The sequence below is a fragment of the Natrinema saccharevitans genome, assembly GCF_001953745.1.
GTDB lineage: Archaea > Halobacteriota > Halobacteria > Halobacteriales > Natrialbaceae > Natrinema > Natrinema saccharevitans.
Map to the genome: position 1 here is coordinate 635,428 of NZ_LWLN01000001.1, position 22,042 is coordinate 657,469.

Sequence of the window (22,042 nt, forward strand, 5' to 3'; positions counted from 1 at the left end):
TCGAGAACGGTTTCCTCGAGATCGCTTTTCTCTACTCGCGTGCGAGCGCGGCCCGGTAGCCGTCACCCGCTCGCTCGGCGAGCCCCAGCAGTACCGCCCACCCGAGGAGCCGCTCGGTCCGCCCCGGATCGACTCGAGGTCGGCCGGACCGTCGCCGATCGTCGCTCGAGCGATCGTCGCGGAGCCCGTCGGCGACCTCGGCGACGGTCAGTGGCTCGTCCGCCTTCTCGAGCGCGGCGCACACCGCGTCGGCACCGTCCACGCGCGCCCGGAACGCCCGGCCGAGTCGCCCGCGATCGAGCGCCGCCGGATCGGCCGCGTCGCCGCTCGAGCCCGTCTCGCGGCGGCGAAAGCTCCCCGACTCCTCGGCCGCGAGCTCGAGCGCGCGCAGGAAGGTGAGCCACGTCGCGGCTTCGTCGCGGTCCTCGAGGGCGGTCTCCTCGACGAGGTGGGCACAGCAGTCGTCGACCTCGCCGACTGTCGCGGGGAGGGCGCGGTGGACCGTTTCGACGGTTTCGAGGTCGGCGGGCTGCTCGGGGACCGGCTTGAACCGCACGGCTACAGGTCGAAAGAGTCGACGAGCAGTTCCTCGTCGGTCTCGCCGTGGACGTAGGTGGAACCGCCGATCACGTCGATCGTCACCGTCGCGGGCGCGAAGAGATCGGAGGGAACCTCCTCGAAGTCCCAGTCGAGGTCGTCGAAGACCTCGCCGAAGGGACGGCCGTGGTCCGCGGCGGCCGTCGAGGGCACCGAGTCGAAGACGTCGGCGTCCTCGCGGACGGTGAGGTGGGCGCAGCCGCCGTAGGCGATGGCGTCGTTCGTGCGCGCGATGGCCGTGCGCTCGTCGCCCGCGACGGGCGCGACGGGCGCGCGCCCGGTCGCGGAGACGATGTCGAGCGGGTCGTATCCCAGTTCCGAGAGCCGGAACGTCGCCAGTTCGGCCGCCCGGGCGGCGTTGGTGATCGAACCGACGAGGCTCGCGGTCTGGTAGGCAAGCAGGAAGACGCTGCTCGTCTCGACCTCCGCGAGGTCGGCGACCTGCTCGGCCGCGGCCGCGGTCGGCTCCCGTTCGGTCTCGAGGGCAAGCGCCGTCAGATCGAAGGCGTCGGTGTAGCCGATTCGGCGAAACTCCTCCTCGCGGGCCACCAGCGCCCGGGCGGGCCCGCTGCCGAGCCCCTCGAAGTCCTCGGTCGTCAGCTCCCAGCCCGCCTTCTGGGAACAGAGCAGCGCGAGCGCCGGCTGGTCGGTCGAGAGTTCGACGTAGGGGATCGACGCGTCGCCGAGTTCGCCCAGTTCGTAGCTCGGCGTCGCCATTCCGGCGGTCTGGATCTCGGTCAGCAGGAGGCCGGCCTCGATGCCGCCGTCGAATTCCAGGCCGAAGTCCAGGACGGTCGACTCGTTCTCGAGGTCGTAGCCCCCGATGTTCAACTCCTCGGCGTAGTCGAGGGCCTCGTCGACCAACTCGATCGCCATGCGGTTGAGACTTTCCATGGGGCGGGATTCAGCCTCCGGGGTAAAACCGTTTGTCCGTTCGTGTCTGACCGGTGGCTGACGGGTGTCGGCTCGATGCCGGGGGCTCCCGACTCGAGAACGCTACCGACGACCGACTCGTCGATCGCTCACCCGTCCCGGCTTCGGGCCGGCCGGCCGAGGTGGTCTTCGACGACTTCGACCTTCTCGGCGGCGTCGACCTCGCGCGTGCGCTTGTCGTCGATCTTGAGAACGGTACTCACCCTGTCGGCGTCGATCGCGTCGTGGGCAGCCTGCGCGGCCGCGAAGAGTTCGTCGGTACTCTCGGCCTCGATCACCGTCCCCATCGGGTTCGTCTCGTAGCTCACGTCGAAGTCCTCGAGGGCGTCGACCGCCTTCGCGACCTCGCCGGCCATGCTGTCCTCGATCACCGGTGCGACGCTCAGCAGTGCGACTACCGTCATGGGCGGCGGTGACGATCGGGAGCGGCCTAAAGCCGTGCCATGCGGCCGGTTTCGCCGTCAGGACTGCCCGCTCGAGCGCCGGTTCCGTCGCGACCGCTCGTCGATCCGGCCGGGCGCGGTGCTGGGGAGCGAACGTCGCGGAGAAACGATCAGGGCGGGACGTGTGACCTCAGTTCGTCGTCGGGGTTCGGGGCGTCTCCGCGGGCGGGTAGATGATGACGTCGCCGTTCGCGTAGACGTACACCTCGTGTTCGAGGGCGGTGAAAGCGATGTGGCCGCCCGTGCGTTCGGTGCCGTCGGCTTTCGTGCCGAAGATCCGATCGAGCGCGTCCGGGTCGACGCTGTCGTAGAGGGAGAACTCCCCCTGGGAGACGTCGGTGTCAGCGATCGACGCGAGCGCGTGGACGATCGTCGTCGTGATCGTCGCCGTACCGTCGGGATCGTGGTGGAAGACGTACCGGTCGTTGGGCTGGTCGTACTGGAGATCGTCCGTACCCTCTGCGGGTGAGGTTTCGGTCTGCATTGCTATATCTGAGCGTTCAATCGTGTATTAGAACGTAGTTATCCATAGTATAAAAGCCACTCGCAGGCGACAACAGTATTCATACGTGAAATACAGTCGCGGATTAGTAATCGAATACAAATACGACGAATGCCGTCTATCACGGTCGTTCACGACCGCTCGAGCGGGGTAAGCATCGGTTCCCGTCCGTTGCCCGGGGCCAACTCGAGCTCGTCCCGTGAACGTCCCGATTAGGCCCGCCGATTGCCCCGATGGACTGCTGCCGAGCGCCGATCGCGACCGGGTCGCTCGAGCGCGGCGATCGTCCGCGAATTCGCGATGTCTACCGGCCGTCCGCTCCGGATCCGTCGCCGTCACGACGCCCGTCCGCTTGCCACGTCCGTCCGCGTCCTTATCCACACGGACGCCCAATCGTTCCCATGGCTTCCGACACAACCGAGCGCCGTTCAGACCTCGAGGCACTCATCGACGACCTCCCCGCGGCCGTCGACGACGCGGCGGTCACGCGAATGCGCGTCGTCGCACACGCCCTCGACGAGGGGGTGTCGGTCCCGGGGACGGACTTCAGGATCGGTCTCGATCCGATCGTCGGCGTTCTGCCGGGCGCGGGCGACACCGTCGCGGGGGCCGTCTCGCTGTATCTCGTCGCCGAGGCCGCGCGGCTCGGCGTCTCGCTGTCGACGCTGGTGCGCATGGTCGCGAACGTCGGCGTCGACACAGTCATCGGCTCCGTTCCCGTCCTCGGCGTCGCGTTCGACGCCGTCTGGAAGGCCAACAAGTGGAACCTGAAACTGGCCCTGCAGGACCTCGCCGACGAGGGCGGCGAGACCGACACCGGACCGGACGTCGTGACGATCGAGTAGCTACCCGTGTGAATCAAATCGAGAACGACTTCGCGGCTCGCGATGGCGAGTACGCATTACGCGGTACTCGCCGGAATTGTCCGCCGTAGAAGTGCGCTGGCTGGGATTTGAACCCAGGTTGTGACCATGGCAAGGTCACGTGATACCACTACACTACCAGCGCCCGCAGCGCCTCGCTGCACTCATACCTACTGTCGGATGGATGTATAAGGGTTGCGAATCGAGCCCGCATCGGCATGCTGCAGCATGGCGGTTCTCGAGTTATCGGAGCGACAGTTCCGCGGGAAAGCCAGCAACATGGGCCGGATAGTACGCCGGTCGAGCGTGACTGGTCGTCACACGCGAGTGTGTGTCCGTTCGCCACGAATTCGCGGGTGTGAGCCGTTGACAGCCGGAATCGAATCCGCTATTCTTTTAAGACCCTCTCCGCAATACATCGCTACAGTCTAGTGACGCGGCGCCGAAGCGTTTCGGCATGACCGTCAGCATACTCGTGCCGTCGTCGCTCAGCCGGGAAGCCGAGGACAAACGCGAGGCGACTCGCAAACTCGGATACGTCGCCCGCGCGGCGACGGTCTTCCGGGCCGACCGCCTGCTCGTCTTTCCCGACCGGGACGGCGAGACGGGGCGGTTCGACGGCGGGTTCGTGGAAACCGTCTTGCGGTACGCCGCGACGCCCCCCTACCTCCGCAACGAGGCGTGGGGGATGCGGGACGAACTGGAGTATGCGGGCGTCTTGCCACCGCTCCGCGCGGTGTCACAGACCGGCTCCGAATCGAACGGTTCGGGGTCGTCAAGACAAGGGATCGTGACCGAGGTCGGACCTGAAGGGCGCGTCCGGGTCAATTGCGGACTGCAACACCCGATCTCCCTCAACGTACCGCCGAAAATGGCGGTCGAAGAGGGGGAGCGCGTGACCGTCAGGATCTCTTCGCGACGACCGGTCCGAGCGAAACTCGTCGACGAGCCCCTCCCGGGGCTCGCCGTCGAGCGGACGGACCTTTCGACAGCACTCGGCCGTGAGGACGCCGGCGTCCGTATCGCCGCCTCCCGATTCGGTGAAGAACTCACCGTCGGGCGGCTCGAGACGCTGGCCGGACGCGTCCACCGGGACGGGATGACCGTCGCGTTTGGCGCGCCCGAACGAGGGCTGCCGGATATCCTCGGAATCGAGGCATCCGCCGTCGGGACCGCACAGGACGCGGCCGCCGGCGAGGATGACGGAGTCGAACCCACAGCCGATCCGGGGTTCGACCTCTGGCTAAACACGGTTCCGGATCAGGGAAGCGAGGTCGTGCGAACGGAGGAGGCTCTGTTCGCTACCCTCGCATCCCTCTCACTGCGAGAGTGAAAGCATGCCACAAGCAAATACACCACGCAAAGGCTCACTCGGGTTCGGCCCACGAAAGCGTGCGACCAGCGAGGTCCCGCGTTTCAATTCGTGGCCGGACACTGACGGACAGCCGACGCTGCAGGGCTTCGCGGGCTACAAGGCCGGCATGACCCACGTCGTCATGGTCGACGATAAAGCGAACTCGCCGACCGAAGGGATGGAAGAGACCGTCCCCGTGACGATCGTGGAGACGCCGCCGATGCGCGCGGTTGCGCTGCGAGCGTACGAAGACACACCGTACGGGAAGAAGCCGATCACCGAGGTCTGGACCGACGAGTTCGTTTCCGAACTCGACCGCGTCCTGGACCTGCCCGGTGACGACTACGACCCCGACACTGCCGAAGACGAACTTCGGGACCTCCTCGCGGAGGGACGCGTCGACGACGTCCGCGTCATCACGCATACGGTGCCCGCCGAGATTCCCTCGGTGCCGAAGAAGAAACCCGACGTGATGGAAACGCGCGTCGGCGGCGGTTCCGTCGAGGAGCGCGTCGATTTCGCCCTCGAGATCGTCGCCGACGGCGGCGAACACGTCATGAACGACGTGTTCCGCGCCGGCGAGTACGTCGACGCGAGCGGCGTCACGAAAGGGAAAGGGACCCAGGGTCCCGTCAAGCGATGGGGCGTCCAGAAACGAAAGGGCAAACACGCCCGGCAGGGCTGGCGTCGCCGCATCGGTAACCTCGGCCCCTGGAACCCCTCCCGCGTCCGCTCGACGGTCCCCCAGCAGGGCCAGACCGGCTACCACCAGCGGACGGAACTGAACAAGCGCCTCGTCGACATCGGCGAGGGCGCCGACGCGACGGTCGACGGCGGCTTCGTCAACTACGGCGAAGTCGACGGCCCGCACGCGTTGATCAAGGGCTCGCTCCCCGGGCCACAGCAGCGTCTCGTACGCTTCCGCCCGGCGATCCGACCCGGAGACCAGCCGCGCCTCGATCCCGAGGTCCGGTACGTCTCCACCGCATCCAACCAGGGATAACACATGGACGCAACAGTACGAAACCTGGACGGCTCGGACGCGGACACGATCGAGCTCCCGGCGGTCTTCGAGACCCAGTACCGCCCGGACCTGATCGCCCGTGCCGTTCGCGCCGCCCAGGCCAACCGAAAACAGGACTACGGTTCCGACGAGTTCGCCGGCCTCCGAACGCCGGCCGAATCGTTCGGTAGCGGCCGCGGGATGGCCCACGTCCCACGACAGGAGGGTCGCGCTCGCCGCGTTCCCCAGGCCGTCAAGGGACGCAAGGCTCACCCGCCCAAAGCCGAGAAGGACCAGTCCGAATCGATCAACACGAAAGCAAAGAAACTGGCCGTCCGCAGCGCCGTCGCTGCGACGACCGACGCCGAACTCGTCGCCGAGCGCGGCCACGAGTTCGACGAGGACGCCGAGATCCCCGTCGTCGTCGACGACGAGTTCGAGGACCTCCAGAAGACGCGCGAGGTCGTCGACTTCCTCGAGGCAGCCGGCCTCGCGGACGACATCGAACGCGCCGACGAGGGTCGCAGCGTCCGCTCCGGGCAGGGGAAAGCCCGCGGCCGCAAGTACAAGACGCCGACGTCGATCCTCTTCGTCACCTCCAGCGAGGCCGGCCCGTCGCGAGCGGCCCGGAACCTCGCCGGTGCCGACGTGACGACGGCCGCCGAGGTCAACGCGGAGGATCTCGCGCCCGGCGCCCAGCCCGGACGGCTCACCGTCTGGACCGAGAGCGCACTCGAGGAGGTGGCCGAGCGATGAGTTCGGCCATCGAACACCCGCTGGTCACGGAGAAGGCGATGAACGACATGGACTTCGAGAACAAGCTCCAGTTCGTCGTCAACCCGGACGCGACCAAGCCCGAGATTCGGGACGAGGTCGAGGAGCGGTTCGAAATCTCCGTCGAGAACATCAACACGCAGGTAACGATGAACGGCAAAAAGAAGGCGATCGTCCGCCTCTCGGAGGAGGACGACGCCCAGGAAGTCGCTTCGCGAATCGGGGTGTTCTGAACATGGGACGACGCATTCAGGGCCAACGACGCGGTCGCGGGACTTCGACGTTCCGTGCCCCGTCGCACCGATACAAGGCGAAGCTCGATCACAAGAAAGAGGAAGACGACGATGTCGTACGCGGGACGGTCGTCGACATCGAACACGACCCGGCCCGATCCGCACCGGTCGCCGCCGTCGAGTTCGAAGACGGCGATCAGCGACTGATCCTCGCTCCCGAGGGCGTCTCGGTCGGCGAGGAACTGCAGGTCGGCGTCTCCGCCGAGATCAAGCCCGGCAACACGCTGCCGCTGGCCGAGATTCCGGAAGGCGTGCCGGTCTGTAACGTCGAATCCAACCCCGGCGACGGCGGTCGATTCGCCCGCGCCTCGGGGACCAACGCCGACCTGATCACGCACGACCGGTCGGCGGCGGTCATTCAACTTCCCAGCGGCGAGGTCAAGCGCCTCGATCCGCAGTGTCGCGCCACCATCGGCGTCGTCGCCGGTGGCGGCCGCACGGAGAAGCCGATGGTCAAGGCAGGGAACAAGTACCACAAGATGAAGGCACGGGGCACGAAGTGGCCCCGCGTCCGCGGTGTCGCGATGAACGCCGTCGACCACCCGTTCGGTGGCGGCGGCCGACAGCACCCCGGCAAACCCAAGTCCGTCTCGCGGGACGCCCCGCCGGGACGGAAAGTCGGTGACATCTCGTCCCGACGCACCGGTCGAGGTGGCAACAAATGAGTCAGGAGTACCGAACCGGCCGCGAAGGTGAGTTTACCTACCGCGGTCACACGCTCGAGGAGCTGCAGTCGATGGAGCTCGACGAGGTCGTGGAACTGCTCCCCGCACGACAGCGGCGAAGTATCGAACGCGGTCTCTCCGTCGAGAAGGAGAAGCTGCTCGAGGAGGCCCGCGAGGCGGGCGAAGAGGAGACGGCGAACAACCCGATCCGAACGCATCTCCGGGACATGCCGATCCTGCCCGAGTTCGTCGGGCTGACCTTCGAGGTCTACAACGGACAGGCCTTCGAGCGCGTTCGCGTCGAACCCGAAATGATCGGCCACTACCTCGGCGAGTTCCGGCTGACGCGGACCTCCGTCGAACACGGTCAGGCCGGCATCGGCGCGACCCGATCGTCGAAGTTCGTCCCACTGAAGTGATCATCGCATGGGAATCAACTACTCAGTCGACGCGGACCCGGACGCCACGGCGAAAGCCATGCTTCGGGAGCGTCATATGAGCAACAAGCACAGCAAGGAGGTCGCACGCGAGATCAAGGGCAAGACCGTCGGCGAAGCCCAGGCGTACCTCCGTGACGTAATCGACGGGGAACAGTCGGTCCCGTTCAAGTCCCACAACGCCGGCGCGGGGCATCGCTCCGACGTCGACGGCTGGGACGCCGGCAAGTACCCCGAGAAGGTCTCGGGGGAGTTCCTCGACCTGCTCGAGAACGTCGAAGCAAACGCTGACCATCAGGGCTTCGACGGCGAGTCCATGGAGATCGTCCACGTCGCCGCCCACAAGGTCGGCGAATCCGTGGGCCGCAAGCCCCGCGCGATGGGGCGTGCGTCCTCCTGGAACACGCCGGAGGTCGACGTCGAGATCGTCGTCGAAGAACAGGACACAGAAGCGGAGGACGATAGCTAATGGCTGACGAACATCAATTCATCGAGAACGGCCTGCAGCGGTCCCAGATCGACGAGTTCTTCCAGGAAGAACTCGGCCGCGCGGGCTACGGTGGCATGGACGTCGCCAAGACGCCGATGGGAACCCAGATCGTCCTCAAGGCCGAGAAGCCCGGGATGGTCATCGGCAAGGGCGGCGAGAACATCCGGAAGGTCACGACGGCCCTCGAGGAGCGGTTCAACCTCGAGGACCCCCAGATCGACGTCCAGGAGGTCGAGGAACCCGACCTGAACGCACGGATCGTCGCGGACCGACTGGCCAACGCACTCGAGCGCGGCTGGTACTTCCGGAAGGCCGGTCACACGACGATCGACCGGATCATGGAAGCCGGCGCGCTCGGTGCCGAGATCGTCCTCTCCGGGAAGGTCACGGGCGCTCGATCGCGCGTCGAGAAGTTCAACCGCGGCTACATCAAGCACAACGGCGAGCCCGCCGAGACGGTCGTCGACCACGGTCAGGGCGTCGCGGTCATGAAGCTCGGCACCATCGGTGTCGACGTCAAGATCATTCCGCCGGGCGCGGAGTTGCCCGACGACTTCGAGGTCAACGAAGACATGGACCCCGAAGAGATCGTCCCCGACGCCGTCGAAGTCAACGAGGAAGGCGGCGTCGAGGAACTCCTCGAGGGCGAACCCGAGGCCGACGAGGCCGAGGCTGACGTTGCGGACGCCAACGAGACCGACGCCGAGACCGACCTCGACGAGGACGTCGTCGAGGAGGTCATCGAGGAAGAGGTCGAGGCCGACGAGGAGTTCGACGACGTCGAGGTCCCCGGCGAAGACGAGGACGTCGAGGAAGACCTCGAGGAACTCGAGGAAGACGTCGAAGCCGAGGCAGAGGAACTCGTCGAGGAGATGGAAGACGCGGACGAAGACGAGGGAGGTGACGCCTGATGGCGATCCTCCACGTCGAAGAGATCCGCGACATGACGCCGGCCGAGCGGGAAGAAGAACTCGAGGAACTCGAGACGGAACTGCTGAACCAGAAGTCAGTCCTCGCCGCCGGTGGAGCCCCGGAGAACCCGGGCCGCATCGGCGAGCTGGGTCGTACCATCGCACGGATCAAGACGATCCAGCGCGAGGAGGGCGACCTCGAGGACGCAGCGGACGCCGAATAACGCGATAACACACCAATGGCACTGACACCCGAGACACTGCCGCGACACGAACTCAACGGGCTCCCCGTCCGAGTCGTCGAGAGCGACGACTCTTCGCGGGTGGGCATAGAGGGACGGGTCGTCATCGAGACGACCAAGACGCTTTCCGTGGAAATCCGTGACAACGGCGAGTCTCGGGTGGTGATGGTGCCGAAATCGGGCTCGGTATTCGAGTTCGCGATCACAGATGACGCCGCCGACCTCACGAAGGGGTCGGGGACTGCGTCCAAACTGGCCGACACTCAACCTGGGGCCACCGAGCGATCGGCTGCCCGAGACCGAGCTGACGGCGATGCCGTCAGCTGCCGTGGCGACGATCCCTCGCGGGATCCCCGCCATGCTGCCGGCGAGGACGTAGCCTACGTTACGGTCGATGGATCGCGCTTGCTCTCACGACCCGCCCGACGCACGGAAACGAATGGTGACTCACCATGGCAATAGGACTAGACGTTGAAACCCCTCCGGAACCCGAAAACCCGGAGGAATACGACTACGAGAAATGTCCGTTCTACGGCGAACTCTCCGTTCGAGGGCAGATCCTCGAAGGGACGGTCGTCTCGACGGACATGGATAAGACCGTAGTCGTCGAGCGAGAGTACGATGTGGCGGTCCCGAAGTACGACCGACACATGAAACGACGCTCGCGTATCCCGGCCCACGTACCGGGCGTACTCGAGCCGCTCTCGGTCGGTGACACGGTCAAGATCGCAGAGACCCGACCACTGTCGAAGACGAAATCGCACGTGGTCGTCGAAGTAACCGACGAAGCAACCGCCGAGGACCTCGCGGAGCTGACCAGCCAGGCCGAGCCTGAGCCGGCGCTTTCCGACGAGGACCTCGCCGCCGCCGAAGAGGGTGATCAGTGATGGAGGCGATGAAGGCCGACGTCACGCAGGGCCTGAAGAAGGGCTCGCTGGTCACGTGCGCCGACAACACCGGCGCGCGTGAACTGAAGATCATCAGCGTCGCGGGCTACCACGGCACCAAGAGCCGCCAGCCGAAGGCGGGGATCGGTGACAAGGTGACCGTCTCGGTCACCAAGGGTACCCCCGAGATGCGCCGACAGGTCCTCGAGGCCGTCGTCGTCCGCCAGCGGAAGTCGATCCGCCGGCCCGACGGCACCCGACTGAAGTTCGAGGACAACGCGGCGGTCATCATCGACGAGAACGAGGAGCCCCGCGGCACGGAGATCAAGGGGCCGATCGCCCGCGAAGTCGCAGAGCGCTTCGGAGCAATCGCCAGCACGGCGACGATGATCGTATAGATATGACTGAACAACCACACAAACAGCGAACGCAGACGGAACGCGCGCCGCTGCACAAGCGACAGAAGCAGCTGCACGCGACGCTGTCCGACGACCTCCGCGAGGAGTACGACACCCGTCGAACCCGCGTCAACGCGGGCGACACGGTCGAGGTCATGCGCGGCGACCACGCCGGCGAGGAAGGCGAGGTCATGCGCGCGATTCTCGAGGACGGAACGATTCACGTCGAGGACGTGACCGTCGAGACGGCCGACGGCGAAGAAGTGCCGCGGCCGCTGGATCCGTCGAACGTCCGGATCACGGCCCTCGACCTCGAGGACGAGCGTCGCGAGGCGCGTCTCGAAGGTGATAGCGAATGACGAAACACCAGAAACGACTATCCGTACCGAAGTCCTGGCCGGTCGAGCGAAAGACCGAGACCTTCACGGTCAAGGCCGACGCCGGTCCCCACGGCGAAGACGGCGTGCCGCTCGTCGTCCTCCTGCGGGACGTTCTCGGCTACGTGGACTCGCGCAAGGAAGCCCGCTACGCCCTCTCGGAGGATGCGATCCTCATCAACGGCGACGCGATCAACGACGAACAGCGCCCGATCGGCATGTTCGACATTGTTGCGTTCCCCGGACGCGATGAGTACTACCGCGTCTTCCCCGACGAGGGCGGTCGGCTCGCGCTGACCGAGATCGACGAGGAGTCGGCCCAGAGCCGCCTCGGCAAGATCGAGGGCAAACAGCAGGTTCCCGGCGGCGACACGCAGCTCACGCTGCACGACGGGACCAACGTCCTCGTCGACGACGACGAGTACCAGGCAAACGACTCGATCGTCATCGACAACGACGACAAGTCGATCGTCGCGCACTTTCCCTACGAAGAGGGGGCGCTCGTGACGGCCGTCCGTGGCAACCACGGCGGCAAGATCGGCGAGGTCGACGCGATCGACGTCACGCCGGGCAGCGGCTCGAACCGGGTCGGCGTCTCGACGGACGACGGCGGCTTCGAGACCGTCGAGGAGTACGTCGTCGTGATCGACGAGAACTTCACGGGTGATGACGATGAGTAGCGAGAGCGACGCAGGCGCTGACTTCCACGAGATGCGCGAACCACGCGTCGAGAAGGTCGTCGTCCACATGGGCGTCGGTCAAGGTGGTCGCGAACTCGGCAAGGCAGAAGACATCATCGAGGAGATCACGGGACAGGAAAGCGTCCGTACCCAGGCGAAAAAGACCGAACCCGACTTCGGCATTCGTCAGGGCGACCCGATCGGCGCGAAGGTCACCCTTCGCGACGACGACGCCTACGAGTTCCTCGAGAAGTCGCTGCCGTTGACGGAACTCTCGCCGGCGCAGTTCGACGACACGGGCAACTTCAGCTTCGGCGTCGAGGAACACACCGACTTCCCGAGCCAGGAGTACGACCCGAACGTCGGGATTTTCGGACTGGACGTCACCGTCAACCTGGTGCGTCCGGGCTACCGGATCGCCAAGCGCGACAAGGCCACCCGGTCGATCCCGTCGAAGCACCGACTGACCCCCGAGGACGCGCTCGCGTTCATCGAGGCGAACTTCGACGTCAGCGTGGAGACAGACGATGAGTGAAAGCGAAACAGAAGCGGACGACGACCGCACGGGCGAGCACGCCGCAAAGCGGACGGGACAGATCGAGTCCTGTCAGCGCTGTGGTCGCGAGCAAGGACTCGTCGGCAAGTACGACATCAATCTCTGCCGGCAGTGCTTCCGCGAGATCGCCCGCGAGATGGGATTCAGGAAGTATCGATAACATGACCGGAAACGATCCACTCAGCAACGCGCTCTCGGGACTCGACAACGCCGAGAGCGTGGGTCATCTCACCCACGAGGTAACGCCCGCCTCGAACGAGATCGGCAGCGTACTCGAGGTCTTCTACGACCGCGGGTACATCGACGGCTTCGAGTACGTCGACGACGGCAAAGCCGGTCACTTCGAGGTCGAACTGAAAGGAGCGATCAACGAGTGCGGCCCCATCAAGCCCCGCTACGCCGTTGGCGCTGAAGACTTCGAGAAGTGGGAGAAGCGCTATCTCCCGGCTCGAGACTTCGGTGCGCTCGTCGTCACGACGAGCAGTGGCATCATGAGCCACTACGAGGCACGCGAGCAGGGTATTGGGGGCCAGGTGATCGCATACGTCTACTAACCATGCGAGTTGAACTGGAAATCCCCGAAAACGTAACCGTCGAGGTCGATCGGTTCGACGTGACCGTCGAAGGTCCGGAAGGCACCGTTTCGCGGCGCCTCTGGTACCCCGACGTGACCGTCGAGACAGACGACGACCAGGTGGTCATCGAAAGCGGTGCCGAGGACGCGAAGACGAACTCGACCGTCGGCACCTTCGAGAGCCACATCACCAACGCCTTCCACGGCGTGACCGAGGGCTGGGAGTACGAGATGGAGGTCTTCTACTCTCACTTCCCGATGCAGGTCCGCGTGGAGGGCGAGGAGGTCGTCATCGAGAACTTCCTCGGCGAAAAGGCACCGCGACGAACGACTATCCACGGTGAGACGGAGGTTACCGTCGACGACGAGCAGCTCGTCCTGTCCGGCCCCAGCAAGGAAGACGTCGGACAGACGGCGGCGGACATCGAGCAGCTGACGAAGGTCAGCGGCAAGGACACCCGTATCTTCCAGGACGGGGTCTACATCACCAACAAACCCGCCAAGGGAGGTGCCTGATAGATGGCAGACGACGAACCCCAGGAACTCGAGGACATCAGCGGCGTCGGCGCGAGCAAGGCAGACGCACTACGCGACGCCGGCTTCGAGTCCATCCAGGACGTCAAGGAAGCCGATCAGGACGACCTCGCCGAGGCCGACGGCGTCGGAAACGCGCTCGCGGCCCGTATCAAGGCTGACGTCGGTGACCTCGAGGTCACCGAGGAGACCGAGGCCGAGATCGAAGACGAAGGTGCAGAAGAAGCGGAGCCGGAGGAAGACGTCGAAACCGAACTGCAGCCCCGCGGGCTGACCGAGAAGACGCCCGACCTCTCCGAGGACGAGGAGCGACTCCTCAACCGACGGAAAAAGGAGGGGAAGCCGCAGTTCAACCGGCAGGACTACCACAAGAAAAAGCGGACGCCGGAGTCCTGGCGTCGACCCCGCGGCACGCTGTCCAAGCAGCGCCGCGGCGTCAAGGGCAAGGGCCCGAAGGTCCAGGCCGGCTACCGTACGCCGACGGAAGTCCGCGGAAAGCACCCCAGCGGCTTCGAGGAAGTCTACGTCGAGAACACGGACGACCTCGAGGGTGTCGACGGCGACCGCGAGGCGGTCCGGATCGCCTCGGCGGTCGGCGCGCGCAAGCGCGAACGCATCGAGGAACAGGCCGAGGAACAGGGCGTCCGCGTCCTGAACCCGACCTACGAGGAAGTCGAGGTGGAATCAGATGACTGATCTCTCCGCACAGAAGCGACTGGCCGCCGACGTCTTGGACGTCGGCGAGAACCGCGTCTGGCTCGACCCTGACGCCCAGGGCGACATCGCCGAAGCGATCACCCGCGACGAGATCCGCGAACTCGTCGACGAGGGTCGCATTCAGGCCGACGAACCCTCGGGCAACTCCCGCGGTCGCGCCCGCGAGCGCAACGCGAAACGCGCCTACGGCCACCAGAAGGGCCAGGGCAAGCGCCGCGGCAAGAAAGGCGCCCGCCAGAACGAGAAAGACGAGTGGCAGGACAAGATTCGCGCACAGCGTCGGAAGCTGCGTGAACTCCGCGACAAGGGCGAACTCTCGCCCACGCAGTACCGCGAGCTCTACAAGAAGGCTGGCGGCGGGGAGTTCCGTAGCGTCCGGTACCTGTTGAACTACATCGACGACAACTACGGTGACCAATAATGGCGACAGGACCACGATACAAAGTACCGATGCGGCGTCGCCGTGAGGTCCGGACGGACTACCACCAGAGGTTGCGCCTGCTGAAATCGGGCAAGCCCCGCCTCGTCGCTCGCAAGAGCAACAAGCATACTACGGCGCAGCTGATCACTCCCGGACCTCAGGGAGACGAGACGCTCGCAAGCGCACACTCGAGCGATCTCGAGGAGTACGGTTGGGACGCACCCACGAGCAACATTTCGGCGGCGTATCTGACCGGCCTGCTGGCCGGCCAGCGAGCCGTCGAGGCCGGGATCGAGGAAGCAGTGCTGGACATCGGCCTCAACACCGCGACGCCTGGCAACAAGGTGTTTGCGGTACAGGAGGGCGCGATCGATGCCGGCCTCGATATCCCGCACAACGACAGCGTACTGGCGGACTGGTCGCGCACCCGCGGCGAACACATCGCCGAGTACGCCGAGCAGCTAGACGAACCGCTCTACAGCGGCGAGTTCGACGCGACTGACCTCCCCGAACACTTCGACGAGGTACGTGAGGAGATCCTAGAATGAGTGGAAACAACTACAACGACGGCGGATGGGAACCGGTTACCCGTCTCGGCCGAATGGTTCAGGAGGGCGACATCGAGACGATGGAGGACGCCCTCAACTCGGGCCTCCCGCTGAAGGAGCCCGAACTCGTCGACCAGCTCCTCCCCGGACTGGAAGACGAGGTGCTGGACATCAACATGGTCCAGCGGATGACCGACTCCGGGCGACGCGTGAAGTTCCGCTGTGTCGTCGCCGTCGGCAACCGCGACGGCTTCATCGGCTACGCGGAAGGCCGCGACGACCAGGTCGGCTCCGCCATCCAGAAGGCCATCGGTATCGCGAAGCTGAACATGATCCAGGTGCCCCGCGGCTCGGGGTCCTGGGAGGACCGTTCGGACCGGCCACACTCGCTGACCCGACGGACGACCGGCAAAGCCGGTTCCGTCGAGGTCGAACTCATCCCCGCCCCCGAAGGGCTGGGGCTGGCCGCCAGCGACACCGTCCGTCACGTCCTCGAGCTGGCCGGTATCGAGAACGCCTGGACGAAGAGCCACGGCAACACCCGAACGACGGTCAACCTCGCGAAAGCGACCTACAACGCACTCGAGAACGCCTCGCAGTCGCGGCATCCGCGCCGTCGACCCGACCGCGAGGAAGCCGAGGTGAGTGAGTGATGAAAGCGATCGTGCAGGTTCGCGGCGAAGTGAACCGACAGGAAGACGTTCAGGACACGCTGGAGATGCTCAACATCCACAGCGTCAACCACTGCGCGCTCGTCCCCGAAACCGACGCCTACGAGGGGATGGTCGCGAAGGTCAACGACTACGTCGCCCACGGCGAACCCGACGCCGACGTCCTCGAGACGCTGCTCGCGAAGCGAGCCGAACCCCTCGAGGGCGACCAGTCCGATGTCGACGAGGCGTGGCTGGCCGACAACACCGAGTACGACGGCTTCGGTGTACTGGCCGACGCGCTCCTTGCGGAGGAGACGACGCTTCGTGACGAGGGACTGTCACCGACGCTTCGACTTCACCCGCCGCGGGGAGGTCACGAGGGTATCAAGAAGCCGACCGTCGAGGGCGGCCAACTCGGAAAGCATACAACAGGGGAGATTAACGACCTCCTAGAATCGATGCGATAACCATGACGAGCAAAAAACGACGCCAGCGCGGATCGCGGACCCACAGCGGCGGTTCCCACAAGAATCGACGCGGTGCGGGCCATCGCGGTGGCCGCGGCCGTGCCGGGCGCAGCAAACACGAGTTCCACAACTACGAACCGAAGGGCAAACACGGCTTCAAGCGACCTCACGACATCCGCGAGACGGTCGCGGAGATCGACGTCCAGAAGCTAGACGAGGACGCGATCCTCTACGTCGCGGAGGACCTCGCCGAAGAGACCGACGGCGGCTACGAACTCGACGCTCGCGATATCGTCGAGGACGGCCACGAGGTGGACAAGGTGAAGGTCCTCGGCTCGGGGCAGGTCCGCAACGAGCTGACCGTGACGGCCGACGCTTTCTCCGACGCCGCACGCGAGAAGCTCGAGGCCGCCGGCGGCGACGCGGTCCTCACCGAGCGCGCACAGGAAGCGGACGACGCCGACACCGAACAGGACGAGGAGTAACACATGGGATGGAAGGAAGCCGCTGAACCGGTCCTAACGCGGATGCCAGCAGTGCGCCGTCCGGAGGGGCACGTCCCCTTCAAGCGCAAGCTGATGTGGACGGCCGGCATCCTCATGTTGTATTTCTTCCTGACGAACGTCACGCTGCTCGGTCTGCAGTCCGGCGGGGCAAACGACCTCTTCGGCGAGTTCCGCGCGATCCTCGCGGGCTCGCAGGGGTCGGTGCTGCAGGTCGGTATCGGCCCGATCGTCACCGCGAGCATCGTCTTACAGCTGCTCGGCGGGGCGAACCTGCTCGGACTCGACACCGACGATCCGCGGGACCAGGTCCTCTATCAGGGACTCCAGAAGCTGCTGGTGGTCCTGATGGTGATCCTGACCGGGCTGCCGATGGTGTTCGCCGGCGGCTTCCTGCCAGCCCAGTCGTCGCTCCAACTCGGCGGCCTCGCCCTCGAGGGAACACAGGTTCAGCTCCTGATGTTCGCTCAGATCCTCGTCGGCGGGGTTCTCATCCTCTACATGGACGAGGTCGTCAGCAAGTGGGGCGTCGGGAGCGGGATCGGCCTGTTCATCATCGCCGGCGTGAGCCAGCGACTGGTCACCGGTCTCGTCCAGCCCGCACAGGGCGGGTTCTTTTTCGACTGGTACCGTATCCTGACCGGACAGGTCGACGTCGGATCGCTCGTCTCGGCGGCCGGTCTGCAGACGCTGCTGATCAACGAGGGCCACATCATCGCCCTGGTGACGACGCTGCTGATCTTCGGGATCGTCGTCTACGCGGAGTCGGTCCGCGTCGAGATCCCGCTGAGCCACGCCCGCGTCAAGGGCGCTCGCGGTCGCTTCCCCGTGAAGCTCATCTACGCGAGCGTCCTGCCGATGATCCTCGTCCGCGCCGTACAGGCGAACGTCCAGTTCATGGGCCAGATCCTCAACCGGCAGTGGGGCGGGATGCCCACCTGGCTCGGGACCTACTCGCAGGGCCAGCCCGACGGCGGGCTGTTCTACTATCTGGCACCGATCTACTCGCCTCAGGACTGGATGTGGTGGACGGCCAACGTCTCCCAGAACGCGTGGCAGGTGCTGATCCGGATCGGCATCGACGTCACCTTCATGGTCGTCGGCGGTGCGATCTTCGCCATCTTCTGGGTCGAGACGACCGACATGGGGCCCGAGTCGACGGCGAAGCAGATCCAGAACTCCGGGATGCAGATCCCCGGCTTCCGACAGAACGTCGGCGTCATCGAGAAGGTCATGGAACGGTACATTCCGCAGGTGACCGTCATCGGCGGTGCGCTGGTCGGCCTGCTGGCCGTCTGGGCGAACATGCTTGGCACTATCGGTAACGTCTCCGGGACGGGGCTGCTGCTTGCGGTCTCGATCACGTACAAGCTGTACGAGGAGATCGCCGAGGAACAGCTCATGGAGATGCATCCGATGATGCGCCAGATGTTTGGCAACGAGTAAGCCCGTTCGCCGAACACCGCGTCTCACCGACTCGACTTCTCCGACCGTCTTCGTCCATCCGATAGCGGCGCTCTTCTCGAGGTTCGATCGCCGCTTCTCTCGTCCGCTCTCGAGGAATCGCGCGATCGATCCGAGGGTGCGCGGGACGGATCGGTTCGTTCTCCGGTCGGGACGGCCACCTCGATAACGGCAGTTCCCGGGCTCCGTCGAGACGGTTCTGACCGGGGAATCAGCAACGCCAGTAGAAGGCGACCGGTTCGGTTCCTCCGCGGTTCAGTCGGTGTCGTGATTCTGAGCGGATCGAGAGCACGTAATCGGGACGTGGAGATTCGTGTCGAGGCCGAACAGTCGAATTCGCCCTCGAGCGCGCCCGATAGCGTGGACCGTCGAGAACGAGACTCGCTCAACTCAAGTGCGATTCGTTCGGCAAATTTCGCTGCCTTCGTTTACCAGCGGTGGAGTCCGGAAGGTCCGACAGTGGCGGTTCTCCTGGTCGTAGTTCATCGGCTCCGGAACGTGGCGCGTCCGGGTAGACGAACGCTCCGGAGCGGCCGACTCGAGTCGACGGGCGGGACCCTGGTGACAGCCGGCCGCGTCTCGCGGCTGTAACGGCCGAGAGACTACTCGACGGCGCTGTCAGAAATCCCAACCCGTTGGAAGAAGAAAGGACGTGCCCGATCGTCTCGACGAGACGTCGCGGTTACTGAATCGAGTACCCGGCGGCGAGGGTCAGCAGGACGACCATGAACGCCGCGGTGAGCATCATGTAGGTGATCGAGCGGGGCTCGTCTTTCAGGTGTTGGAAGTAGCCGGCGATCAGCGAGACCTTGATGACCGCCAACACCATCGTCCCGGCGATCGCAACCTGTTCGCTAAAGATCTCGGGGAAGTGGAAGAAGGCGAACTTCCCTGTAGCCAGCAGTAGCAGTGCCACGTAAATCAGGCTGTACGTCCGAAGGCTCGCCATTAGTGGGGAATGTGAGCGACGGATACTTATACCTTCCTCATGCGCCTCCCCTCGAGGCGGGAGTTTCCGCGGAGCGACGGCTCGGCCGTCTCGTGATCGGGGCCGCGGGAGCGGAAGCGACACGTAAATAGACGCCCAGTCCGAACGACCGGCAATGAGTGGACGGTCGGCGTTCGTCCGTCGATGCGGTATCGGCCTCGCGGTCGCGTTCGTCGCGCTGGCTGTCGGTGCCGGCGTCGCCGCCGCCAGCAACGTCGCCGCCGGTCTCACCGGCGGCAGCGACGTCTCCGTGCCGACGTGGCTTTACCTCGCGACCGGCGGCGGTACGGTCGGTGCCTCGGCGCTTTTGACCATGCTCGTGACCGACCGGGACGTCATCGGAACCTACCACGATCGCGCCCTCGAGTCGCCCGCGAAGCGGATCGAATCGGCCGGTGCCCTATTGCTCGGCGTCGTCGGCCTGCTCGGACTAGCCGGAATCCTCGTCGTCGGCGTCCTCGGACCGAATATCGGGCTGGTCAGCGCGACGGTTCTCGTGACGTTCGCCGGTGGCCGCGCGCTGTTGACCATCTTCGCGTACACGGTCGGGAACCCCTGGCCCGCGCTGAACCCCTGGCGACGGATCGCCGAGGCCCTGCCGAGCGCCGACGAGCCCTACCCGGAGGCGTACGGCTCCTGGCCCGCCGTGATCGCGCTGTTGGTCTTCGTCTGGCTCGAGATCGTCGCGCCGCTGACGTCGTCGCCGCAGGCGCTGGTTCTCGTCCTCCTGCTGTACTCGTCGTTTACGCTCACGAGCGCGTTCGTGTTCTCCCCCGAGACGTGGTTTCGTCGCGGGGACCCGCTCTCGCTGTGGTTCCGGTGTTACGGGGCCGTCGCACCGATCCAGCGGACCGACGACGGGCTCGAGGTGCGGTTCCCGGGCGCGCGCTTGAGCGAGACCGACCTCGTGACCGACCGGTCGCTCGTAGCCTTCGTCCTGGCACTGATCTGGGAACTGACCTACAGCGGCTTCATCGTCACGCCGATCGGCGTTCGGACGATCGAGACGGTAGTCGGGATCGGTCTGCCGCCGGGGCTGGTCTATCTGGCGCTGCTGGCGGGCGGGTTCGCGGTCTTCTGGAAGATCTACTGGCTCGCCGTCGATCGAACCCGTGAGCGAGCCGAGACGTATCTTTCCCGAACCTACCTCGGGCTCAGGCTCGCCGCCCCGTTGCTCGCCATCGCGGCCGGCTACCACCTCGCACACTACGTCGGCTTCGGGCTCTCGCTGTGGCCGTCGCTGGTCGACGCCGTGGCGATGCCGCTGAACCCGCCGCCGAACCCGACGCGCTATGCCCTGCCGGGCTGGTTCGGCTACGTCGAGATTGCCGGCATCCTGCTCGGCCACGTCCTCGCGGTGTGGGTCAGTCACACTGTCTCCTTCGACCTGTTTCCCGGCAAGCTACAGGCGATCAGGAGCCAGTACCCGCTGATCGTCGTGATGGTCTTTTTCACGATGGCGAGCCTGTATCTCGTCTCGCAGGGCTCGATGAGTCCGCCGTACGTCCCGAGCTGACGGGTCGCCCGATCGACGCCCCGTCGTGGTGCTGGCCGATCGGCTCGGGATTCCGAACCGGCAATCACTTCTTCGCGCCGCCGCAACGACCGACCGAATGGCGACCGATCGCACGCTCGAGTCGGAGTACGAGGTGCCGGCGGACGGCCCGGCAGCGACCTGTCCGTACTGTGGACGGCCGTTTCGCGCCGACCGCTACGTCACCTTCCACATCGGGGTCGAACACGCCGAGGAGTGTACGGACGCAGAGCGCGAGGCCTTCGACGAGGAACGCGACGACGAGGAGTACGACCTGTTCACGTTTCACTTCAAGGCCGCTATCTCGGTGTTTCTCGTCTATTTCCTGTTTACGTTCATCTACGCGCTCGTCTGGGCCGGATAGCTCGTGCGGTTCGCCGACTGGTTCGTTCTCCGGAATCCCTTTGCCCGCTGACTACACAGTATCGGTCACGTGGCCACTGGCCGCCGTCGCCGGGACATCGTCGGTGCCCTCGGCATCACTTGCGTCCTGCCCGTTTCCCTCGGCGTGCCGTTCGCGCTCGGGGCGGCCGGTACCGACGACGCCGGAACGGCCGCCGCGGACTCGATCGCGCCCGTCGCCGGGGCAAGTGGGCCGCCTGCCGATAGTTCGACCGACGCCGAACCGACCGCCGACGAAGACCCGTTCCCGATGGCCGTCGTCGGCGCGAGCGTCGCGCTCGTTACGATCCGTCTAGTGCTTGTCGTTCTGGCACGGTCTCGGACCGACGGAGCGTAACTACGGCGGCTATCGAGCGACGACAACCGTACGCAGTGGGGTTACCTCGACGAGGGCCGACGCGGGAGGACCTGCCCCCAAACGTGCTTGTCGAGACATCGGACCGTCAGCGGCTCCTCGACCGCGAGACAACAGGAGAGGCGCGGATAGCCGAACCGGACCGCCGCGGCGTCGTGCCAGTGGGTCGGTTCCGGCGCGGGTTCGACCTCGACGGTACAGGTCGAACACAGCCCACGCCCCCCGCAGTTGGCAACTCGTGATATCGTCCCGTAGACGGGGAACCCGTGTTCGAGCAGCGCGTCCCGAAGGATCGTTCCGGACTCGACCTCGATGACGCGTTCGCCCTCGTCGGTGATCACGGTTACCGGAATCGCCCCGCTCATACTCGCAGTACGGGCCCGTAGTACGTGGTTCTAGTGGCCGCGGGACCGTTGCCTGTCGATAGGCCATCGGTAACAGGCGAATCGAGACCGCTCGAGCGCCCGTGTCGTTCGA

The 22,042-nt window shown here is 65.6% G+C and carries 35 protein-coding genes and 1 tRNA gene; 29 read left to right on the forward strand and 7 right to left on the reverse strand.

Annotated features, from left to right (window positions below; all coding sequences use genetic code 11):
* Positions 1–31 precede the first annotated feature (31 nt).
* From A6E15_RS03290 to A6E15_RS03305, 4 genes are all read right to left on the reverse strand, one after another.
* Positions 32–556 (reverse strand): hypothetical protein, encoded by a 525-nt coding sequence (locus A6E15_RS03290; RefSeq protein WP_076143605.1) that lies wholly within the window; start codon positions 554–556, stop codon positions 32–34.
* 2 nt (positions 557–558) lie between these two features.
* Positions 559–1,491 (reverse strand): methenyltetrahydromethanopterin cyclohydrolase, encoded by a 933-nt coding sequence (gene mch / locus A6E15_RS03295; RefSeq protein ID WP_076143608.1) that lies wholly within the window; start codon positions 1,489–1,491, stop codon positions 559–561.
* Positions 1,492–1,619: 128 nt separating this feature from the next.
* Positions 1,620–1,934, reverse strand: a complete 315-nt coding sequence (locus A6E15_RS03300) for an MTH1187 family thiamine-binding protein (RefSeq protein ID WP_076143610.1) — start codon at positions 1,932–1,934, stop codon at positions 1,620–1,622.
* A gap of 169 nt (positions 1,935–2,103) precedes the next feature.
* Positions 2,104–2,457 (reverse strand): HalOD1 output domain-containing protein, encoded by a 354-nt coding sequence (locus A6E15_RS03305; RefSeq protein ID WP_076143612.1) that lies wholly within the window; start codon positions 2,455–2,457, stop codon positions 2,104–2,106.
* Positions 2,458–2,876: 419 nt separating this feature from the next.
* Here A6E15_RS03305 and A6E15_RS03310 point away from each other — a divergent pair, with 419 nt between their 5' ends.
* Positions 2,877–3,320: a DUF4112 domain-containing protein gene (locus A6E15_RS03310; RefSeq protein ID WP_076143614.1), complete on the forward strand. Its 444-nt coding sequence runs from the start codon at positions 2,877–2,879 to the stop codon at positions 3,318–3,320.
* A 92-nt stretch (positions 3,321–3,412) separates the two neighbouring features.
* Here A6E15_RS03310 and A6E15_RS03315 read toward each other — a convergent pair.
* Positions 3,413–3,483, reverse strand: a tRNA-Gly gene (locus A6E15_RS03315).
* Positions 3,484–3,795: 312 nt separating this feature from the next.
* Between A6E15_RS03315 and A6E15_RS03320 the strand changes: the two genes are divergently transcribed.
* Genes A6E15_RS03320 through secY form a run of 25 tightly spaced genes read left to right on the forward strand, consistent with a single transcriptional unit; the run spans position 3,796 to position 18,268 of the window.
* On the forward strand, positions 3,796–4,671 hold the full coding sequence (locus A6E15_RS03320) for a putative RNA uridine N3 methyltransferase (protein WP_076143616.1): 876 nt from the start codon (positions 3,796–3,798) through the stop codon (positions 4,669–4,671).
* A gap of 4 nt (positions 4,672–4,675) precedes the next feature.
* The gene (locus A6E15_RS03325) at positions 4,676–5,695 is read left to right on the forward strand and encodes a 50S ribosomal protein L3 (RefSeq protein WP_076143618.1); all 1,020 of its coding nucleotides are present in this window, start codon (positions 4,676–4,678) and stop codon (positions 5,693–5,695) included.
* 3 nt (positions 5,696–5,698) lie between these two features.
* Positions 5,699–6,451: a 50S ribosomal protein L4 gene (gene rpl4p / locus A6E15_RS03330; protein WP_076143620.1), complete on the forward strand. Its 753-nt coding sequence runs from the start codon at positions 5,699–5,701 to the stop codon at positions 6,449–6,451.
* The gene (locus tag A6E15_RS03335) at positions 6,448–6,702 is read left to right on the forward strand and encodes a 50S ribosomal protein L23 (RefSeq protein ID WP_006651018.1); all 255 of its coding nucleotides are present in this window, start codon (positions 6,448–6,450) and stop codon (positions 6,700–6,702) included. The genes rpl4p and A6E15_RS03335 overlap by 4 nt, the downstream gene beginning before the upstream one ends.
* A 2-nt stretch (positions 6,703–6,704) precedes the next feature.
* Positions 6,705–7,427 carry a 50S ribosomal protein L2 gene (locus A6E15_RS03340; protein ID WP_076143622.1) on the forward strand — a complete coding sequence of 241 codons (723 nt, stop codon included), beginning with the start codon at positions 6,705–6,707 and terminating at the stop codon, positions 7,425–7,427.
* Positions 7,424–7,846 (forward strand): 30S ribosomal protein S19, encoded by a 423-nt coding sequence (locus A6E15_RS03345; RefSeq protein ID WP_076143624.1) that lies wholly within the window; start codon positions 7,424–7,426, stop codon positions 7,844–7,846. Before A6E15_RS03340 ends, A6E15_RS03345 begins: the two co-directional genes overlap by 4 nt.
* A gap of 7 nt (positions 7,847–7,853) precedes the next feature.
* A complete protein-coding gene (locus A6E15_RS03350) occupies positions 7,854–8,333 on the forward strand; it encodes a 50S ribosomal protein L22 (RefSeq protein WP_076143626.1) in 480 nt (159 codons plus the stop codon).
* A complete protein-coding gene (locus tag A6E15_RS03355) occupies positions 8,333–9,265 on the forward strand; it encodes a 30S ribosomal protein S3 (protein ID WP_076143628.1) in 933 nt (310 codons plus the stop codon). The genes A6E15_RS03350 and A6E15_RS03355 overlap by 1 nt, the downstream gene beginning before the upstream one ends.
* A complete protein-coding gene (rpmC, locus tag A6E15_RS03360) occupies positions 9,265–9,489 on the forward strand; it encodes a 50S ribosomal protein L29 (RefSeq protein ID WP_076143630.1) in 225 nt (74 codons plus the stop codon). Before A6E15_RS03355 ends, rpmC begins: the two co-directional genes overlap by 1 nt.
* A gap of 15 nt (positions 9,490–9,504) precedes the next feature.
* A complete protein-coding gene (locus tag A6E15_RS03365) occupies positions 9,505–9,969 on the forward strand; it encodes a ribonuclease P protein component 1 (protein ID WP_076143632.1) in 465 nt (154 codons plus the stop codon).
* Positions 9,960–10,394, forward strand: coding sequence for a 30S ribosomal protein S17 (locus tag A6E15_RS03370; RefSeq protein WP_066303239.1), 435 nt, complete (start codon positions 9,960–9,962; stop codon positions 10,392–10,394). Before A6E15_RS03365 ends, A6E15_RS03370 begins: the two co-directional genes overlap by 10 nt.
* Entirely contained in the window at positions 10,394–10,792 is a 399-nt protein-coding gene (locus tag A6E15_RS03375; protein WP_076143634.1) for a 50S ribosomal protein L14, read from the forward strand. The genes A6E15_RS03370 and A6E15_RS03375 overlap by 1 nt, the downstream gene beginning before the upstream one ends.
* A gap of 2 nt (positions 10,793–10,794) precedes the next feature.
* Complete coding sequence (rplX, locus tag A6E15_RS03380; protein ID WP_076143637.1) at positions 10,795–11,151, forward strand: 50S ribosomal protein L24; 357 nt, start codon at positions 10,795–10,797, stop codon at positions 11,149–11,151.
* Entirely contained in the window at positions 11,148–11,849 is a 702-nt protein-coding gene (locus tag A6E15_RS03385) for a 30S ribosomal protein S4e (RefSeq protein WP_076143640.1), read from the forward strand. The genes rplX and A6E15_RS03385 overlap by 4 nt, the downstream gene beginning before the upstream one ends.
* On the forward strand, positions 11,842–12,384 hold the full coding sequence (locus tag A6E15_RS03390; protein ID WP_076148173.1) for a 50S ribosomal protein L5: 543 nt from the start codon (positions 11,842–11,844) through the stop codon (positions 12,382–12,384). Before A6E15_RS03385 ends, A6E15_RS03390 begins: the two co-directional genes overlap by 8 nt.
* Positions 12,377–12,565, forward strand: a complete 189-nt coding sequence (locus A6E15_RS03395) for a 30S ribosomal protein S14 (RefSeq protein ID WP_076143642.1) — start codon at positions 12,377–12,379, stop codon at positions 12,563–12,565. Before A6E15_RS03390 ends, A6E15_RS03395 begins: the two co-directional genes overlap by 8 nt.
* Position 12,566: 1 nt before the next feature.
* Positions 12,567–12,959, forward strand: coding sequence for a 30S ribosomal protein S8 (locus A6E15_RS03400; RefSeq protein ID WP_076143645.1), 393 nt, complete (start codon positions 12,567–12,569; stop codon positions 12,957–12,959).
* Between the two features lie 2 nt (positions 12,960–12,961).
* On the forward strand, positions 12,962–13,495 hold the full coding sequence (locus A6E15_RS03405) for a 50S ribosomal protein L6 (RefSeq protein WP_006180005.1): 534 nt from the start codon (positions 12,962–12,964) through the stop codon (positions 13,493–13,495).
* 3 nt (positions 13,496–13,498) lie between these two features.
* Entirely contained in the window at positions 13,499–14,209 is a 711-nt protein-coding gene (locus tag A6E15_RS03410) for a 50S ribosomal protein L32e (RefSeq protein ID WP_076143647.1), read from the forward strand.
* Positions 14,202–14,651, forward strand: coding sequence for a 50S ribosomal protein L19e (locus tag A6E15_RS03415; RefSeq protein ID WP_006180001.1), 450 nt, complete (start codon positions 14,202–14,204; stop codon positions 14,649–14,651). The genes A6E15_RS03410 and A6E15_RS03415 overlap by 8 nt, the downstream gene beginning before the upstream one ends.
* Entirely contained in the window at positions 14,651–15,199 is a 549-nt protein-coding gene (locus A6E15_RS03420) for a 50S ribosomal protein L18 (protein ID WP_076143649.1), read from the forward strand. Before A6E15_RS03415 ends, A6E15_RS03420 begins: the two co-directional genes overlap by 1 nt.
* A complete protein-coding gene (locus tag A6E15_RS03425; protein ID WP_076143651.1) occupies positions 15,196–15,852 on the forward strand; it encodes a 30S ribosomal protein S5 in 657 nt (218 codons plus the stop codon). Before A6E15_RS03420 ends, A6E15_RS03425 begins: the two co-directional genes overlap by 4 nt.
* A complete protein-coding gene (gene rpmD, locus A6E15_RS03430; RefSeq protein WP_076143653.1) occupies positions 15,852–16,319 on the forward strand; it encodes a 50S ribosomal protein L30 in 468 nt (155 codons plus the stop codon). Before A6E15_RS03425 ends, rpmD begins: the two co-directional genes overlap by 1 nt.
* Before the next feature lie 2 nt (positions 16,320–16,321).
* Complete coding sequence (locus A6E15_RS03435) at positions 16,322–16,804, forward strand: uL15m family ribosomal protein (protein WP_076143659.1); 483 nt, start codon at positions 16,322–16,324, stop codon at positions 16,802–16,804.
* Positions 16,805–16,807: 3 nt separating this feature from the next.
* Positions 16,808–18,268, forward strand: a complete 1,461-nt coding sequence (secY, locus tag A6E15_RS03440) for a preprotein translocase subunit SecY (protein WP_076143661.1) — start codon at positions 16,808–16,810, stop codon at positions 18,266–18,268.
* 700 nt (positions 18,269–18,968) lie between these two features.
* Here the strand turns inward: secY and A6E15_RS03445 are convergent.
* Positions 18,969–19,235, reverse strand: coding sequence for a cytochrome C oxidase subunit IV family protein (locus tag A6E15_RS03445; RefSeq protein WP_076143662.1), 267 nt, complete (start codon positions 19,233–19,235; stop codon positions 18,969–18,971).
* A 154-nt stretch (positions 19,236–19,389) separates the two neighbouring features.
* Between A6E15_RS03445 and A6E15_RS03450 the strand changes: the two genes are divergently transcribed.
* From A6E15_RS03450 to A6E15_RS03460, 3 genes are all read left to right on the forward strand, one after another.
* Positions 19,390–20,790: a hypothetical protein gene (locus A6E15_RS03450; RefSeq protein WP_076143664.1), complete on the forward strand. Its 1,401-nt coding sequence runs from the start codon at positions 19,390–19,392 to the stop codon at positions 20,788–20,790.
* Positions 20,791–20,887: 97 nt separating this feature from the next.
* Positions 20,888–21,172, forward strand: a complete 285-nt coding sequence (locus tag A6E15_RS03455) for a DUF7410 domain-containing protein (protein ID WP_076148174.1) — start codon at positions 20,888–20,890, stop codon at positions 21,170–21,172.
* A gap of 69 nt (positions 21,173–21,241) precedes the next feature.
* Positions 21,242–21,547, forward strand: coding sequence for a hypothetical protein (locus tag A6E15_RS03460; RefSeq protein ID WP_076143666.1), 306 nt, complete (start codon positions 21,242–21,244; stop codon positions 21,545–21,547).
* A 41-nt stretch (positions 21,548–21,588) separates the two neighbouring features.
* Here A6E15_RS03460 and A6E15_RS03465 read toward each other — a convergent pair whose 3' ends face one another.
* On the reverse strand, positions 21,589–21,930 hold the full coding sequence (locus A6E15_RS03465; RefSeq protein ID WP_076143668.1) for a 2Fe-2S iron-sulfur cluster-binding protein: 342 nt from the start codon (positions 21,928–21,930) through the stop codon (positions 21,589–21,591).
* Positions 21,931–22,042: the final 112 nt, after the last annotated feature.